Source organism: Streptomyces sp. MGP-BFMKR1, from assembly GCF_057766585.1.
Genome location: NZ_CM173408.1, coordinates 8,316,882 through 8,332,885, shown reverse-complemented (window position 1 = coordinate 8,332,885; position 16,004 = coordinate 8,316,882). Strand labels below are relative to the sequence as shown.

At 74.4% G+C, this 16,004-nt stretch carries 16 protein-coding genes; 13 read left to right on the top strand and 3 right to left on the bottom strand.

What is annotated here, in order from left to right:
- Positions 1–99: 99 nt before the first annotated feature.
- The 8 genes from AC3CHW_RS33275 to AC3CHW_RS33240 all read left to right on the top strand — a co-directional run bounded on the left by AC3CHW_RS33275 (position 100) and on the right by AC3CHW_RS33240 (position 7,442).
- Positions 100–657 (top strand): DUF1697 domain-containing protein, encoded by a 558-nt coding sequence (locus AC3CHW_RS33275; protein ID WP_488468967.1) that lies wholly within the window; start codon positions 100–102, stop codon positions 655–657.
- Entirely contained in the window at positions 654–1,862 is a 1,209-nt protein-coding gene (locus AC3CHW_RS33270; RefSeq protein ID WP_488468966.1) for an SGNH/GDSL hydrolase family protein, read from the top strand. Before AC3CHW_RS33275 ends, AC3CHW_RS33270 begins: the two co-directional genes overlap by 4 nt.
- Positions 1,859–2,716, top strand: a complete 858-nt coding sequence (locus AC3CHW_RS33265) for an SCO6745 family protein (RefSeq protein ID WP_398609518.1) — start codon at positions 1,859–1,861, stop codon at positions 2,714–2,716. Before AC3CHW_RS33270 ends, AC3CHW_RS33265 begins: the two co-directional genes overlap by 4 nt.
- A gap of 190 nt (positions 2,717–2,906) precedes the next feature.
- Complete coding sequence (locus AC3CHW_RS33260; protein ID WP_488468965.1) at positions 2,907–3,836, top strand: ABC transporter ATP-binding protein; 930 nt, start codon at positions 2,907–2,909, stop codon at positions 3,834–3,836.
- Positions 3,830–4,651 carry an ABC transporter permease gene (locus AC3CHW_RS33255; RefSeq protein WP_488468964.1) on the top strand — a complete coding sequence of 274 codons (822 nt, stop codon included), beginning with the start codon at positions 3,830–3,832 and terminating at the stop codon, positions 4,649–4,651. Before AC3CHW_RS33260 ends, AC3CHW_RS33255 begins: the two co-directional genes overlap by 7 nt.
- Before the next feature lie 38 nt (positions 4,652–4,689).
- The gene (locus AC3CHW_RS33250) at positions 4,690–5,895 is read left to right on the top strand and encodes a sensor histidine kinase (protein ID WP_488468963.1); all 1,206 of its coding nucleotides are present in this window, start codon (positions 4,690–4,692) and stop codon (positions 5,893–5,895) included.
- Positions 5,892–6,497: a response regulator transcription factor gene (locus tag AC3CHW_RS33245; protein WP_488468962.1), complete on the top strand. Its 606-nt coding sequence runs from the start codon at positions 5,892–5,894 to the stop codon at positions 6,495–6,497. The genes AC3CHW_RS33250 and AC3CHW_RS33245 overlap by 4 nt, the downstream gene beginning before the upstream one ends.
- 222 nt (positions 6,498–6,719) lie before the next feature.
- Positions 6,720–7,442: a hypothetical protein gene (locus AC3CHW_RS33240; RefSeq protein WP_488468961.1), complete on the top strand. Its 723-nt coding sequence runs from the start codon at positions 6,720–6,722 to the stop codon at positions 7,440–7,442.
- Between the two features lie 64 nt (positions 7,443–7,506).
- On the opposite strand, the gene AC3CHW_RS33235 is transcribed toward AC3CHW_RS33240, so the two are convergent.
- Positions 7,507–8,130: a histidine phosphatase family protein gene (locus tag AC3CHW_RS33235; protein WP_488468960.1), complete on the bottom strand. Its 624-nt coding sequence runs from the start codon at positions 8,128–8,130 to the stop codon at positions 7,507–7,509.
- 215 nt (positions 8,131–8,345) lie between these two features.
- Here AC3CHW_RS33235 and AC3CHW_RS33230 point away from each other — a divergent pair, with 215 nt between their 5' ends.
- Both AC3CHW_RS33230 and AC3CHW_RS33225 read left to right on the top strand, forming a co-directional pair.
- The gene (locus tag AC3CHW_RS33230; protein ID WP_488468959.1) at positions 8,346–8,816 is read left to right on the top strand and encodes a DUF3574 domain-containing protein; all 471 of its coding nucleotides are present in this window, start codon (positions 8,346–8,348) and stop codon (positions 8,814–8,816) included.
- A gap of 87 nt (positions 8,817–8,903) precedes the next feature.
- The gene (locus AC3CHW_RS33225) at positions 8,904–9,086 is read left to right on the top strand and encodes a hypothetical protein (protein WP_488468958.1); all 183 of its coding nucleotides are present in this window, start codon (positions 8,904–8,906) and stop codon (positions 9,084–9,086) included.
- Between the two features lie 111 nt (positions 9,087–9,197).
- Here the strand turns inward: AC3CHW_RS33225 and AC3CHW_RS33220 are convergent, their stop codons facing one another.
- Positions 9,198–9,995, bottom strand: a complete 798-nt coding sequence (locus AC3CHW_RS33220) for a PaaX family transcriptional regulator C-terminal domain-containing protein (RefSeq protein ID WP_488468957.1) — start codon at positions 9,993–9,995, stop codon at positions 9,198–9,200.
- A gap of 166 nt (positions 9,996–10,161) precedes the next feature.
- Between AC3CHW_RS33220 and AC3CHW_RS33215 the strand changes: the two genes are divergently transcribed.
- On the top strand, positions 10,162–11,808 hold the full coding sequence (locus AC3CHW_RS33215; protein ID WP_488468956.1) for an acyl-CoA dehydrogenase family protein: 1,647 nt from the start codon (positions 10,162–10,164) through the stop codon (positions 11,806–11,808).
- A gap of 80 nt (positions 11,809–11,888) precedes the next feature.
- Here the strand turns inward: AC3CHW_RS33215 and AC3CHW_RS33210 are convergent, their stop codons facing one another.
- A complete protein-coding gene (locus AC3CHW_RS33210; protein WP_488468955.1) occupies positions 11,889–13,025 on the bottom strand; it encodes a cytochrome P450 in 1,137 nt (378 codons plus the stop codon).
- A gap of 820 nt (positions 13,026–13,845) precedes the next feature.
- Here AC3CHW_RS33210 and AC3CHW_RS33205 point away from each other — a divergent pair.
- Positions 13,846–14,802, top strand: coding sequence for a hypothetical protein (locus tag AC3CHW_RS33205; RefSeq protein WP_488468954.1), 957 nt, complete (start codon positions 13,846–13,848; stop codon positions 14,800–14,802).
- A 129-nt stretch (positions 14,803–14,931) separates the two neighbouring features.
- Positions 14,932–15,687: a bestrophin-like domain gene (locus AC3CHW_RS33200; RefSeq protein ID WP_398609527.1), complete on the top strand. Its 756-nt coding sequence runs from the start codon at positions 14,932–14,934 to the stop codon at positions 15,685–15,687.
- Positions 15,688–16,004: the final 317 nt, after the last annotated feature.

The window sequence follows — 16,004 nt, the reverse complement described above, 5'->3', positions numbered from 1 at the left end:
CGCACGGCACGTCGGACCCGGGCCGAACGCCGCCTCCGGCCCCACCGCCCACGCCGCCTGCCATCGGTCACTGTCAGTGGTCGCCGTTACGGTGGGCGGGTGACCAGATACGTGGCGCTGTCGCGCGGCATCAACGTGGGGAAGCACCGTCGCGTTCCCCTGCCCACCCTGCGGGAGTCGCTCGCTGACCTGGGGTGCGCGGAGGTGCGCACGTACCCGCGGAGCGGCGACGCGGTGTTCGTGCCGCCCGCGAGCGGCGCGGGCCCGGCCGCGTTGGGCGAGGCGCTGGAGCGGGCCATCGCCGAGCGGCTGTCGCTCGACGTGCGCGTGCTCGTCCTGGAGGGCGGCGAACTGTGCCGCGTCGCCGCGCGGATGCCCTTCTCCGGCCGTGACATCGACCCCGCCCAATCGCTGGTCACCTTCCTCTCCGGCCCGGTGGACCGCGCGCGGCTGGCCGACCTCGACCCGGCCGCGTACGCACCGGACCAGTTCCACGTCGGCGAGCGCGAGGTCCACGTGCACTGCCCGGACGGGGTGCGGCAGTCCAGGCTCACCCAGGGGCTGTGGGAGAAGCGGCTGGGTCTGTTCGGCACCGCCCGCAGCGGGAACACGGTGCGCGCGCTCGCCGCGATGGTGACCGCGGACGAGCCGCGATGAGCGGGCCCGCCGCGCGGTCGCTCGCCCACGACGACCCGCTGTTGCGCTACCGGGGCGCGGTCTCCCTGGAGCGCACCCCGCGGTGGACCGCGCCCTGGCGGCTGCCGTACGAGGAGGCCGCGCTGCACCTGCCGGAGGGCGGGGTCGGGCGGGCCGCGATGCCGTCGGGGGTGCGCGTCACACTCCGCACCGACAGCCCCTGGCTGCACTGCCGCTACCAGGCCGACCCGGCGCCACGGCTGGCGGGCCCGCCCGAGCGGGCCCGCCTGGACGTGCTGCGCGACGGCCGACCCGTGGCGTCGGTGGCGCTGGAGACGCACGGTCGGGACGCGGAGTTCCGCGTGTCGGGGCTGACAGCGCGGCCCGGCCCCGCCCGGGGCGCGCCGGTCGGGCCGCCGCCGGTGGTGGAGTTGTGGCTGCCGTACTACCACCGGTTCCGGCTGTGCGGCCTCACCCTCGCCGCAGGCGCGACGGTGGCGGCCGACCCGCCCGGCGACCGGCCGCGCTGGGTGCACTACGGCAGCTCCATATCGCTGGGCCGCGGCGCGCACTCGCCCAGTCGGACCTGGCTGGCGCTGGTGGCGCGGCGGGCCGGCTGGGATGTGACCTCGTTGGCGCTGGGCGCGGGGTGTTACCTCCAGCCGATGACCGCACGGTTGATGCGCGACCTGCCAGCGGAGTTGCTCACCGTGTGCGTCGGCATCAACGTCCACGCCCTCGGCACGCACAGCGGCGCGTCGCTGACGGCCGCCCTGATCGGCTTCGTGCGCACCGTGCGCGACGGCCATCCGGACACGCCGTTCGGCGTGATGTCCACCATCGTCGCCCCCGAGCGCGAGGAGGTGGCCGGGCCGTCGGGCCTGACGGTGCGGGAGAGCCGCGAGCGGGTGCGGGAGGCGGTGCGCGTGCTGCGCGAGCACGGCGACCGCCGGCTGCACTACCTGCACGGGCCGCGGGTGTTCGGGCCGAGCTGTGTGCCGCTGCTGCTCGAACCGGAGGGCACGGATCGGCTGCATCCGTCGCCGGCCGGCCATCCGGTCTTCGCCGGGCGGTTCCTGACCCTGCTGCGCCGCACGTCGTGCGTGCCGGAGCCGGCGCGGCCACCCGACCCCGGGACCGTCCCGGCGGCCCGCGCGGGAGGTGTCCCCGCGACCGGGGCGGAGCGCGTCCCCTACACGAGGAAGACGAGAAAGGTGGAGACATGAGCGAGGCGGAACGGATCGCCGGCACCCTGTGGCCCCTGATTGAGCCGCTGCACGCCGTGAGCTACTTCGCGCCCGACGCGCACGCCGGGTTCGACGCCGCCGGCCTGCGGGGCTTCTGGCCGGGCTACTTCGCGGGCCGGGCGGCCCCGCTCGGCGCGGTGGGGCCCGAGCCGATCACGGCCGCGTTCTTCACCTTCGCGCCGACCATGGTGGCCAGGGCGCTGCCCGCGGTGTGGCAGACGGTTCCGCCACGGCGGGCGCTGGAGTTGCGGCAGGCCGGTGCGGTCACGGCGCTGCGGCGCCTGCTGGCCGGGCAGGAGGCGGCGGCCGAGCGGGCGGCCGGCCAGCTCGTCGAGGTGGCGGCCAGGCTCGACTGCGCGGGGCGCGTGCTGGCCGCCGCGAACACCGCGCTGCCGCTGCCGGATGACCCGTTGGCCCGGCTCTGGCACGCGGCGACGCTGCTGCGCGAGCACCGGGGCGACGGGCACGTGGCGGCGCTGGTGGCGGCGGGGTTGGACGGCTGTGAGGTACTCGTCCTGCGCGCGGGGGCCGACCTGCCGCGCTCCGAGCTGCAGCCGTACCGGGGCTGGACCGACGAGGAGTGGGCCGCGGCGGCCGAGCGGCTGAGCGGGCGCGGCCTGCTGACCGCGGCCGGCGCGACGACGGAGCGGGGCCGGCAGGCGCTGCGCGAGATCGAGCAGGCCACCAACCGGGCGGCCCAGCGCCCCTGGCAGGACCCGGGCGGCGCCGACCCCGAGCGGCTGATACCGCTGCTCACGCCCCTGGCCCGGGCGTGCGCGACCGCACTGCGGTTCCCCAACCCCATCGGCCTGCCCGTCCCCGACCAGACGTAGGCCCCGCCGATATCGCCCGCCCGCCGCCCGCCGGTCGTCGGCGGTGCGCGCGGGCGCGGGCCGCCGACACCGGAGCCCGGGCGCGGATCGTCCACCGCGCCCGGGGCCCGGGGCTCGCATGACAGATGTCATGTGGCCTCGTGACAGACCGCACTCCTCCCGGGCCCCGCTCGCCGGAACCCTGGATCACATGGAACCAGTCATCGAAACCGCGGACCTGCGGCGCCGCTACCGGGACTTCGAGGCCGTACGCGGCATCGACCTCACCGTCGCGCGCGGTGAGCTGTTCGCCCTCCTGGGCACCAACGGCGCCGGGAAGACCTCCACCCTCGAACTCCTGGAGGGGCAGGCCGCCCCCGCCGCCGGGTCCGTCCGCGTGCTCGGCCACGACCCGTACCGCGAACGCGCCGCCGTCCGGCCCCGCATCGGCGTGATGCTTCAGGAGGGCGGGTTCCCGACGGAGTTGACGGTCGCGGAGACGGCGCGGATGTGGGCGGGCTGCACCAGCGGCGCCCGCCCCGTGGACGAGGCACTGGAGGCCGTGCGCCTGGCGGGACGCGGGAAGGTGCGGGTCAGGCAGCTCTCCGGCGGCGAGCGCCGCCGCCTGGACCTCGCGCTCGCCCTGCTGGGGCGGCCGGAGGTGCTGTTCCTCGACGAGCCGACGACCGGCCTGGACGCGCGGTCCCGCCGCGACACCTGGGAGCTGATCCGCGGGCTGACGGAGCAGGGCACGACGGTGCTGCTCACCACGCACTACCTGGAGGAGGCGGAACAACTGGCCGACCGGCTGGCGATCATGCACGAGGGGTTGATCGCCACCTCGGGCCGGGTGTCCGACGTGGTCGCCGAGCGGCCCGCGCGGATCAGCTTCGAACTGCCCCCGGACCGCCTCCTGGGCGAGCTGCCGCCGCTCGCGCCGCTGGGTGTGACCGGGCACGAGTCGGCCGGTCCGAAGGTCCGCCTGGAGACCGTCGACCTGCAGCGCACGGCGACGGCACTGCTGTCGTGGGCCCGGGACGAGGGCGTGGAGCTGCGCGGTCTTGACGCCCGCTCGGCGACGCTGGAGGAGACGTTCATGGAGATCGCGCGGGACCTGGAGAGCGAGGGAGCACGATGCTGACGCCAGCGACACGCGCCGCCCCGACGCCCCCGCGCCCGGCCGCGCCCGCGCGGGGCTCCGCCACGGCCCGTATGGCCGCCCTCGGCCGGGCCGAGCTGACGCTGCTGCTGCGCAGCAAGGCGTCCCTGGTGACCGTGGTGTTCCTGCCCAGCACGGCGGCCTTCGCGATGCGCGGCATGGTCGACAGGCTGGACCTCGACGGCACCGGCCTGTCGGTGGCCACCGTCATGCTGCCCGCCGCGCTGGCGATGGCGCTGCTCTTCGCCGTCTACACGAACCTGGTCGGCGTGTACGTCGTGCGCCGCGAGGGCCTGGTGCTCAAGCGGCTGCGCACCGGCGAGCCGCGCGACGGGGAGATCCTCGTCGGCAGCGCGCTGCCGGCGCTCTGGCTGGCGCTGGCGCAGTCCGCGCTGCTGGGGGCCGGGATGACCGTGTTCCTGGACGCGCGGGCGCCGGTCGCCTGGCACCTGGTGGTGCTCGGCCTGGTCATCGGGATGGCGATGCTGGTCGTCGGGGCGGCGCTGACGGCGGCGTTCACCCGGACGGCGGAGAGCGCGCAGGTGACGTACCTGCCGTTCCTGTTGCTGACCATGGGCGGCTCCGGTGTCTTCGCGCCGCGCGGGCTGCTGCCGGGCCCGGTGGCCGACGTCGCCGCCTGGCTGCCGTTCTCGCCGGTGATGGACCTGCTGCGAGGTGGCTGGACCGGCGACCTGGGCGGCGTCGAGCAGGTCCGGGCGGTCGCCCTCGCCTTGGTGTGGACGGGCCTGGCGGTGTTTGCTGTGCGTCGGTGGTTCCGCTGGGGGCCACGGAGTTGAGGGCGGCGAGCGAGGTGACGGTGCCGGGGAGCCTGAACGTGGACACGTGGGTGGAGCGGTTCGGGGGCCCGGGAGGGCCCGAACGCTACCGTCGCTACACGCTCTCCAGCATCACCTTCCTCGCCCTCTTCGAGGCCGGACTGTGGGCGTTCTGGGTCGCGACATCCGACGCCGGCGGACCCTGGCTGGCCCTGGTGGCGGCGCTGGGCGCGGCGCACGTCGCCGTCCACGCGCTGCTCGCCCGGGCGGCCCTGCGCCACTATCTCGGCGCGGCCCCGCGCCCGGACCCGCTGGTCGGGCTGTACACCGCGATCACCCTCGCCATGGCCGGCCTGGGTTGCGCGCTGCTGGCCGACGGCCGTATCGCGGGCAACGACCTGGAGTCGTACCTGCTGTGGCTGCTGATGTTCTACGCCGGCCCGCCGGCCCTGGCGCTCGCGCCGCGCACCAGCGTCGTGCTGGTCCCGGCGGTGGCGGTGGTGACGATCGCGGGGGCGGCGGTGGCCGGGCTGAGCGGCCGGCCGCTGGTCATGGTGGCCGGCGCCAGCCTGCTCCTGGTGCCGTTCATGGCGATGACGCTCCGCGCCTCGGGCGGGGGCGTCCACCTCATCGAGAGGCTGGTCGCGGCCCGGGAGACGCAGGCCCGCCTCGCCGTGGCCGAGGAGCGGCTGCGCTTCGGCCGCGACCTGCACGACGTGCTCGGCCGCAACCTCGCCGTGGTCGCGCTCAAGAGCGAACTCGCGGCCCAACTGGCGCGCCGGGGAAGGGAGGAGGCGGTGGAACAGATGGAGGAGGTGCAGCGCGTCGCGCGGGAGTCGCAGCGCGAGATCCGCGCGGTGGTGCGCGGCTACCGAACCGCCGACCTGCACACCGAACTGGCCGGCGCCCGCTCCGTGCTCGAAGCGGCCGGGATCGACTGCCGGATCGAGGACGGCCCGGCGGCGCGGCTGCCCACCGAGGTGCAGTCGGCGCTGGGTTGGGTGGTCCGTGAGGGGACGACGAACGTGCTCCGGCACGCGTCCGGTGCCTCGCAGTGCGAGTTGTCGGTGCGCGCGACGGCGGCGGGCTCGGCGGTGCTGGTGATGGAGAACGACGGGGCGGGCGCCGAGCCCGTGGCCGGCGGCGCCGGCCTGCCCGGGCTGCGCGAACGTCTGGCCGAGCTGGACGGCGCGCTGTCCACGGAACGCCGTTCGGGCGGCGTCTTCCGCCTGACCGCGAGCATCCCCTGGGAGGCGTCCGCGTGATCAGAATCCTGTTGGCGGACGACGAGCACCTCATCCGCGGCGCCCTGGCCGCCCTGCTCGCGCTGGAGGACGACATCGCCGTCGTGGCGGAGGCCGGCTCGGGCGACGAGGCCCTGGCCATGGCCCGCGCCCACCGTCCCGACGTGGCCGTCCTGGACCTGCGGATGCCCGGTCCGGACGGCGTCGCGGTGGCTGCGGAGCTGCGCGAGACGGTGCCGGAGTGCACGGCGATGATCGTCACCAGCCACGCCGGGGCCGGGGCGCTGCGGCAGGCGCTGGCCGCCGGGGTGCGCGGCTTCGTCCCCAAGACGGTCTCGGCGCGGCAACTGGCGGAGATCATCCGTACCGTGCACGAGGGGGGCCGCTACGTCGACTCCGAGTTGGCGGCGGACGCCATCGCCGCCGGCGCGTCGCCGCTGACCCCGCGCGAGGCGGAACTCCTGTCCCTGGCCGCGGACGGAGCGCCGGTCGCCGAGATCGCGACCCGGGCGGCGCTGTCTCCGGGCACGGTACGCAACTACCTGTCGGCCGCGGCGACCAAGCTCGGCGCGGAGAACCGCCACGTCGCGGCCCGCGTCGCCCGCGAGCGCGGCTGGCTGTAGCGGGCAGGCCCCTCTCGTACGCCTCGGTGCGGTCGTGAGCGCGGACGAGGCGGCGGGCCCTCACCGGGGCACACCCGCGACCCACGGTGGGTCGGATCGCGGGCTGTCTCCCCGGCCCCGTTCCGGAGCACCGGTGCCACTCGTCTAGCTTTGCCCACAGCCCGCGACACGGCAGAGGGCGCGACCACTGGAGGAGACGTGCGGGACGGTGTTTCCGATGGGTTGTTCACGAGGGTGGCGCACGACACGCATCCGGTGGACCTGATGTGTCTCTACCTGCTCCACGGCTCGGTCGCCCAGATCCCCGGCCTGCTGGTCGACCCGCCGTCGTGCGCGCGCCTGCGTCAACGCGTCCCCGACAGGGACCGCTGGACCCATCACGACACGGACACGTTCTCACTCTGCGTCAGCAGGAAGGTCCGCGGGCGGCTGTACGGGCTGGAGTTCAGGATCTACTTCAGCGCCGGTGAGCCCCGTGCCGACGCGGTGGTTCCGTTCGGCGCGACGGTCGACCTGTTCCGGTTCATGCGTCACTTTCGCGCGCACTACGCCTCGGGGGGAGCGCCGGGTGACTGGGACTTCGACGTGTACACCGACGTGCGTGATCTCCGGGAGAGTGTCGTGCTGTTCGGCAACCACCGCGAGGTCTGGTTCCAGGTCAACCGCGGCCCGGTGACGACCGGCCGGGCCAAGCCGACCCCCCGGCCCCGGGGCCGGCTGACGACCGGCCGCCTCCAGGGCAACCAGTTCGGCCCGAACGCCCCCGTACTGGACGCGGGAGGCGCGGCGTTCCCTGACCGGCACGACGTCGTCGAGGGCGCCTCGGCCGAGGCGCGGGCGTACCGGCGGTACGTGGCGAGGCTGCGCGATCCGCTTCCCCTACGAGTGGGGCAACCCGTCCGCCCCGCGTTCGGCACGAGGCCCCAGCGGCGCTCTGTGCGCTGACCGTCGGAGCCCACGAGGTGCCCCTCGGCGATGGCACCTCTCGTTCGTACCCCGGCCCCACCCGTCAGACGTGGAGGTCAGGCGGGAAGCCGGTCCAGCGGAGCTGCGCGGGAAGGTGTCCCGTGTCGTTGTAGAACAGCACGGAAGCGGGTCTGTCCGGCGCGTACCGGATGACGGTCAGTGCGGCGTTGGCGTGGTTGAGGCCCATCCAGCGCCACGGGGGCGCGTCGAGGGCGGCTCGCACGAGCCAGCCGATGAGGAAGTTGTGGGTGACGACCAGCTCGTGCCGGGGCTCGTCCCCGTCGACGGGTGTGGCGAAGTGGGCGAGCGCCGCCTCGGCCAGCGCCGGTCCGCGCTCGCGTTCCTCGGCCGGGAACTGGGACAGGCGCGCGAGCATGGCGTCGGCCGACTCCGCCGGCAGTTCCGCGCGCTGCGGCAGGTGGGGGACGTAGTCCCCGGCCAGTTCCGACGACCGCACGGGCACGCCGTCGAGTTGCTCGCACACCAGTCGGGCCGTCTGCTCCGCTCGTGCGAGTGGACCGTGCAGGACCAGCGAGAGCGGGCTGCGCCGAAGTCGCTCACCGAGGAGTACGGCCTGTCGGCGTCCGTTGTCCGTGAGCTCGCTCTCGTCCGGCGTGGCTTCCCCGTGCCGCGCGAGGTAGAGATAGCGGGCAGCTCTTCCGGTCATGGGCCGAGTCCTCCGTCAGCGGTCACGATCTTGCGCATGCCTGGTCGGACGCTGACACGTGCGGCGTGGTTCCGTCGTCGGCGAGGGCGGAGGGCCCAGGCCGATGTCGAGGTCCGTGGCTGACGGGCGACCGTCGGGTGTTCCAGCCGACGCGCGGAGCGCCACACTCCACGCAGCGGCACGCGCCGCCTCCCGCCCAGTGAAGGGACCTCGTCATGTCGATCACCAAGCCTCACCTTCGGCTCGCCGCCCTGGCCAGCGCGGCCGTCCTCGCGCTGGGCGCGCCCGTCGCCTACGCCACGCGCGACGACGGCTCCGCGGCGCCGGCGACCGGCGCCGCCACGGCACACCGTGGCACGGCGTACGTGGAGACCCGGCTCTTCTTCGGCACCGCCCGGGCCGACGGGGGCGCACCCGTCACCGACCGGCAGTTCCGCGCCTTCGTGGACCGTAGGATCACGCCGCGCTTCCCGGCCGGGCTCACCCTCCAGGAGGGCCACGGACAGTGGCGGGACCGGCACGGCACCATCCAGCGCGAGCGTTCCTACGAGCTGATCCTGCTCTACCCCAGGTCGCAGGCCAGCGCCCAGGACGGCCCGATCGAGGACATCCGCACCGCGTACGAGCGCGAGTTCGCGCAGGAGTCGGTGGCCCGGGCGGACGAGGCGACCTGGGTGGACTTCTAGGGCCCTCGACCCAGGGCGTCCGGGACGCTCGGGCCGCCGGGGGCGGGGTCGGGACAGCCGGCCGGCTCGGGGCTTCGGCTCAAGGGCGTGTCCGGCTCGCTTTGGCTGGTTCTGGCCGGCCGCGCGCGCGTGGCGTCGGCCTGCGGGCTCGATGGCGACCGGCTGTACGCCTGGAGTCAGGTGATCGCGCCGTTCGCGGCCATCGCCCACCTCGGCGGCGGCGGTGGGAATCCAGTGGCGATCGACGAACTGCTCGTATTGGCCCGGTAAGCGCGCCCGGCACCCGCGACCGCCCTGTGTTCCGCGCGCTCCCCCGAGCGCGGAACCCCTCTCACTGAGACTGCTCGACCTCCGGCGACGGCAACCCCGGCCCGGGGCGCCTCAGTCCACCCGGTCGAGCACTGTCGTGCGGAACTCCTCCTCGAAGGAGGCGTACGCCTCGCGGAGCGCGTCGCCCGGCCAGTGGTTGGGCAGCAGGGGTGTCGGGAGGACCGGGTCGGTGAGCAGGTGGCGGAGGATGGCCGCCGCTACCGCGAAGCGGTCGGCCAGCCGGTCGGACTCGGCCAGCGTGGAGAGGAGCCAACGGGCCTGTCGGGCCCAGGCGTCCAGGTCCCACAGGCGGGCGGCGAGCGGGGCCGGGGCGTCCTCGGGGGTGCCGGTGAGCCAGGCGCACTGGTCGGCCGCGGCGGGTGGGCGGGGCCGCTCCAGGTTGGCGGGGCGCAGCCAGCTTCCCTCGCGCAGTTCGGCCAGCCGCAGGGTGGCCATCGCCTGCCGTAGCGCGGCGCGCTCGGCCGCGGAGCGTCGCTCCCCGGTGACCAGGGCGATCTCCCAGTCGCCGGCCCAGGGGCGCAGTTGTGGGGCGCGGCTGTCGTCCTGCCGGGCCTGTCGGGCGAGCAGCCGTGCCGACAGCCGGTAGGTCCCGTCGCGCTGCTGGAGGTCGCCCGCGGCGACCATCCGCGTCAGGGCCACCCTGATGGTGCCCTCGGCGGTGCCGAAGACCTGCCCGGCGCGGACCAGGGCGCGCGCGGGCAGTTCGGCGGGGTGGTGGCCCAGCAGCGTGCTGAGCACGATCGACCGCGCGGTCAGCGGGCGCAGGGCCGGCCGGTCCGCTTCGCGCGGCGGCCCGCCCGTGCCGCTGTCGTGGCCGCGCTCGGCCGCGCCGGGTCCCACCTGGTCCATGTCCTCACCCATCCCGTCCGTGCCCGCCGGGCCGCGACCGCCTCGCCCCGCGTCACGCGCCTGAGGAGATTCGACCAGAAACCGCCGCCCACACCCCGTGCGTTACAGTTCCGCGTCACGCATCATGGAAGTGTAAGGGATTCGGTCGCGCCGCCCGGAGGTCACTGTGAGCCCCACCCATGAAGTCCTCAACCAGCCCCCGCCGCTGACGGATTTCAGCACCGCCGACGAGGTGGCCCTGTTCGACGCGGTGCACCGGGAGGGCGGCGGGTGGGCCGAGCCGGAGTTGCGCGCGCTGGGCGCGCGGGCCGGATCCGCCGAGGTGCTGGAGTGGGCGCGACAGGCCGAGGCGTACCCGCCGGTGCTGCACACCCATGACCGGTACGGGCACCGGGTGGACGAGGTCGAGTTCCACCCGGCCTGGCACCACCTGATGACCGAGGCGGTCGCCTCCGGCCAGCACGCGGCGGCGTGGACCGACCAGCGACCGGGCGCCCACCTGGTGCGGGCCGCGAAGTTCTACCTGTGGGCGCAGGCCGAGCCGGGCCACGGCTGCCCGATCTCCATGACGTACGCGGCGATCCCCGCGCTGCGCGCCGAGCCCGGGCTGTCCGCCGCGTACGGGCCGCTGCTCGCCTCGACCACGTACGACTTCGGGCTGCGCCCGCCGCTGGGCAAGCAGGGCCTGATCGCCGGCATGTCGATGACCGAGAAGCAGGGTGGCTCCGATGTCCGGCAGGGCACCACGACGGCCACGCCGACGGGCGACGGCACGTATGTGATCACGGGGCACAAGTGGTTCACCTCCGCGCCCATGAGCGATGTGTTCCTCGCCCTGGCGCAGGCGCCCGAGGGGCTGACGTGTTTCCTGTTGCCTCGGGTGCTGCCCGACGGCAGCCGCAACCCGCTGCGCATACAGCGGCTCAAGGACAAGTTGGGCAACCGTTCCAACGCGTCGGCCGAGATCGAGTACGAGCAGGCCGTCGGCTGGCCGGTGGGTGAACCCGGGCGCGGGGTGCGCACCATCGTGGAGATGGTCAACGTCACCCGGCTCGACTGCGTCATCGCCTCGGCCGCCGGAATGCGTTCGGGGTTGCGGCAGGCCGTGCACCACGCGGCGCACCGGCGGGCGTTCGGCGCCGAGTTGATCGACCAGCCGTTGATGCGGCACGTGCTCGCCGACCTCGCGATCGAGTCGGAGGCCGCCACGGTGCTGGCCATGCGGTTGGCCGCCGCGCTTGACCGGGCGGAGGCCGGCGACGAGCGGGAGGGTGCGCTGCGCCGGGTGGGGCTCGCGGCCGGCAAGTACTGGGTGTGCAAGCGCGGCAGCGGCCACGCGGCGGAGGCGCTGGAGTGCCTGGGCGGCAACGGGTACGTCGAGGAGTCCGGCATGCCACGGCTCTACCGCGAGGCCCCGCTGCTGTCGATCTGGGAGGGCTCGGGCAACGTGGCCGCCCTCGACCTGCTGCGGGCGCTGGCGAAGACACCGGGCGCCGCGGACGCCTTCCTGGCCGAGGTGGACGCGGCGGCCGGCGCCGACGCGCGACTGGACGCCGCGGTGACGCGCGTACGAGGGTTGCTCGGCCAACTCACCGATCCGGTACGGGCCCAGGTGCTGGCCCGACGGCTCGCCGAGCAGATGACGCTGGTGCTCCAGGGCGCGTTGCTGATCCGGCACAGCGACCCGGCGGTGGCCGACGCGTTCTGCGCCTCGCGGCTCGGCGGGGACTGGGGGCACGCCTTCGGCACGCTGCCGCTCGGCGCGGACACCCAGGCGATCATCGAGCGCGCCCTGCCGAAGGGTGCTCGGTAGGCGCCGCGTGCGGGCACGACAGCCCGACCCCCGGCTCCGCCGTCCTCACGGCGGTCGGGGTCGGGCGGGTGCCCGTCGGGTCATCGGCGGCTGGTGAGGTGGGTCCAGCCGGCGGGCGGTGCCAGGAGCGTACGGGCGTGTGGCGCGCTCCGGCGAAACCGCACGCTGCCGTGGTAGTCGCGCAGGATGAGGTAGCCGAGGTGCTCCAGCGCCTTGAGCGCGAAGCCGCTGGCCGGACACGTCGCTTCCCCCTTCCCGAAGGGGAGGTAGGACTGTCGCTGACCGTCGGTCGTCTCCTCCCAGCGCGTGGGGCGCATCGCCAACGGCTCGTCCCACACGGACCCGGCCCGGTGGATCGCGTGCGTGCCGATCAGCACGTGTTCGCCCGCGCGGACCGAGAGGCCGGCGAGTTCGTGATCGACGGCCGCCACCCGGACCAGGCGCCATGCGGTGGGGTACAGCCGCAGCGCCTCTCTGACCAGGGATCGGACATCTTCCGGTCGCACGGCTGGAGTGTTGTACCCGTACTGGACACCGAGCAGGACGACCCATTCGAGGGCGACGCCGGTGAAGCCCACCGTGGACAGGACGAGTCGCTGGAGCAACTGCGCGCGGTCGGCCAGCGACAACTCCCCCTCCAGTCCGAGCACGATGTCGACCAGATCCGTCGGGCCGGACTCCCGTGCCGGTAGCCGTCCGAGGTGTTCGGCCAAGCCGGCCCGAACGGCGGGCACCGTGTGGTGGGGCCTTCGCACGAGGTGACCGACGATGTCGTCGCCGATGACGCTCGCCGTCACATAGGCGTCCACCAGCGAGTTGATCTCGGTATGGCGCTGGTCCGCGATGACGGGGGCGAAGTACCGGCGGATCAGTTCGACCCCCCACCGCTGGTGCCGCAGGCGACGACGGCCATCGCCCACCTGCTGGAGAGCGGCGTCGAGAGCGAAGGCCGACGGGCGCGCGTGGCGGGACAGCACCATGACGAGCTCACGCGACGCCCGCGCTCTCAACTCCGCCGAAAGAGGTGTCGGCCCGATCCGGAAGAACCCGGACTGGGACAGGTAGTTGTCAGCCGAGTCGAGCAGCACCTCTCGGGCCGCGTCCGCATGGCCGATGAAGAGAGTTCCGAAGCGGAGCCTGAACGGCCGGTCGGTCTCGGCCGCCCTTTTCTCCCATCGCAGGAGGTGGGGCCAGAGGCTTTTCCTGTTCAAGAACACGGAGCCGGGTTCCCCTCTGCGAGGGCAGGAACGTGCGGTCCCCCCTCCCCGTAGGGAAGGGGTCAGGAGGTGCGGCCGTACCTGTCGCCGTACTGCTGCCGGCGTGCCCGCATCTCTCCGCTGAGCCCTCGCATGGCCTTGATGATCCAGGACATCGCCGTCCTCCTTATGTGGTCGTCGCGAGGCGCGCCGACAGGGCCAGGTCTTCCGCGTCTTCGGCGGCGAGACCGGGGTGTTAGTCCTGTTGTCCGTATCCGAAGAAGTATCCGTGCCAGCACGCACGCTTCTCACTGCTGAAAGCCCGGAGGCTGCTGACGATCCACGCCATCGTGGTTCTCCTTTTCGGGTGGGCACTCTCCGCTGGTCGGCTGGGCACCGAGACGGTGCCCATGACCTCGCACGGCTGATCTCTCTGAACGATCAGCCCACCGGTGCGCGGACTCACCGCTGACGCGGCTTTCGAGGGGACGCTATCCACGGGACGGCGCGGGGATGACGGGCTAAACCGGCCAAAACAGCGGCACCACAAGAGCCCCTGCCGCCCGCTTGCGCCGCAGACCGCACACGCGCACGGGAATGGGGACAGCGGACACGATCGGCTCCGACTTCCCTCGCGCGCCGCCACCGTCGGCCAACTCACTGCCCTACCGCAAGACGTAGACACGTCCGACTCGTAGGCCGTGAGACACGCCCTCATCTGGAAATTCACCAGGATAGGTGTGCCGAGTCAAAGCAAACCTTTCTGACGCTGATTCAGCACATCGGGGGAACCTGGTAACAGCTCGGCGCGGCATGTGAGTGACGCGCGCAGCATGGCGACGTGAATCGCAGACACTGGGCAACTCGGTTGGGCGTCGGCTGCGCGGCCGTCATCCTCGCTTCCTCCGAGGCGGCGGCTGCGCGAGGCGAGGGCGTCGTCGAGGACGCCCGTACGGTCGGCGCGCGGTCGACACCGACAGCGGCGCACGCCACCAGCGCGGGACCAGCGGGGTACGTCGCGACAAAGCCGCCCCTCGCGCCCCCGCGTCGCCACGCCCAGGCGTCCCCCCGGCTCGGCCAGGGCCCGGGCCTCGATCTCGGCCTCGCCGTCGGCGACGGCGCCGTGTCGGTGCACGCGCGCCACGGCGGCCTGTGCGTCGTCGTCACGGCCGGCGGCATCACGCTCACCATCCGCCACGGCTGCTGCCACTGCCCCCCACCGCCCTGCCCGCCCCACCCCACGCCGACCCCCACCCCAACGCCCACACCCACGCCGACCCCAACTCCCACGCCCACTCCGACGCCCACCCCGACTCCGACACCCACCCCGACCCCCACACCGACTCCCACGCCCACCCCGTCCGAGCCCCGTCCCACGCCGACGGAGCCGAGCCCGACACCGCCCGCGCCGAGCCCCACGCCGTCCCGGCCGGGCCCGACGCCTGGTGTGCCCACGCCGCCGGCCACCGACCGCCCGGACCAGCCCGCGCCGCCCGAGCCACCCGCGCCGTCCGCCCCGGAGCCCAGCCGGGCGGCCCAGCCGCCACCCCGGCCCGCTCCCCCGCGGCTACCGCCCACGCCGCAGGCGCCCGCGACGCGCGACCCGGCCCCGCCGCCCGCGGCCTCACCCGCGCCCAGCGCCGTCAAGGCGCGCGCGTACCACCGTGCGACGCGGCACCAGCCGCCGGGCGGGCTGTCCACGGTGACCCTCACCCTGCTGCTCACCACGCCGGCCGTGCTCGCCGCCGCGGCGCTGCGCTCGCGCTCCTCCAGCCGTGGTCGGGGGCGGGGCCGCTAGCGGTCGCGGGGTCGAGCCCCGTTCCCCCCGGCCGCCACCCCACACCAACCCACCCGCTTCGGGCCGCCACGCGGCCCGCCCGCCCCTCGCTGTCCCGCCTCTGCGCATGTCGACGTACGGAGAAACCCCATGTCCGAATGGCTGGTCCTGGCCCTCGCGATGGCCGCTGCCTGTGCGGTCGTGCTCGTCATCGTCTTCCTCAACCAGCGCCGTATCGGCGAGGACGACGACCCGTCCGAGACGCCGGACGTCATCGAGTACATGACGATGATGATCGGCGTGGTGTACGCGATCGTCCTCGGCCTCGCGATCGCGGGGGTCTGGGAGGCCAAGGGGGCCGCCGGGGACACGGTGCGCGCGGAGGCGCAGGCGTTGCACGAGGTGAGCGAGCGGGTGCACGTGTACCCGGCGGCGGAGCGGGAGCGGATCAGGGCGAGCGTCACCGCGTACGTGCGCTACGTCGTGGACGAGGAGTTCCCGCACATGCTCGACGAGGGCGAGCTCACCGAGCGGGGCGACGCGCTGATGCGCGAGCTGCGGCACGCCGTGGTGGAGGCCACGCCGCGCGACGAGCGGATGGCCCAGACGTACCAGCCGCTGGCCGACCAGGTCGCCCTGGCCGACGACGCGCGCGGCGCCCGCGGTCAGAGCGCGGGGGCCACCATCCCGGGTGTGGTGTGGTTCGGTCTGATCGGCGGGGCGATGGTCGCCGTTGGCATGGTGTTCACGTTGCAGATCCGGCGCTCGGCGCGGGAGCTGGTGCTCGCCGGGCTGTTCAGTGCGCTGATCGCGTTCCTGCTGTTCCTGGTGTGGGACTTCGACGCGCCGTTCGGACGGTCGGCCGGGGACGCGGCGAAGCCGTTCACCGACCTCTTCTCCCTCTGACGCCCGCGCTCCCCGCCGCCCGCCGGGCTCCCGACACACCCTCGTTCCCGCGCCGTGGCCCACCGTCCCACCCTGGCCTCCGCCCGCTCCCGGGCTGCGCGCCACCCCGAGCCAGCCCGGGCCGCCCCGGGTTGGGTGTGCCACCCGTCCGCCTCCCACCCCGGGTACCGGTCCCCGTGCCGCCGCACTCCGTCGGCGTACGGGGGCCGGTACCCGTCCACGTGCCGCGCGAGCCCCGGGAGACCCGGGCCCGGGGACCCACCCCGCGCCTCGGTCGACGGGGGCGGACGGGCGCGGGCGGTGGAAGATCGCGGCCG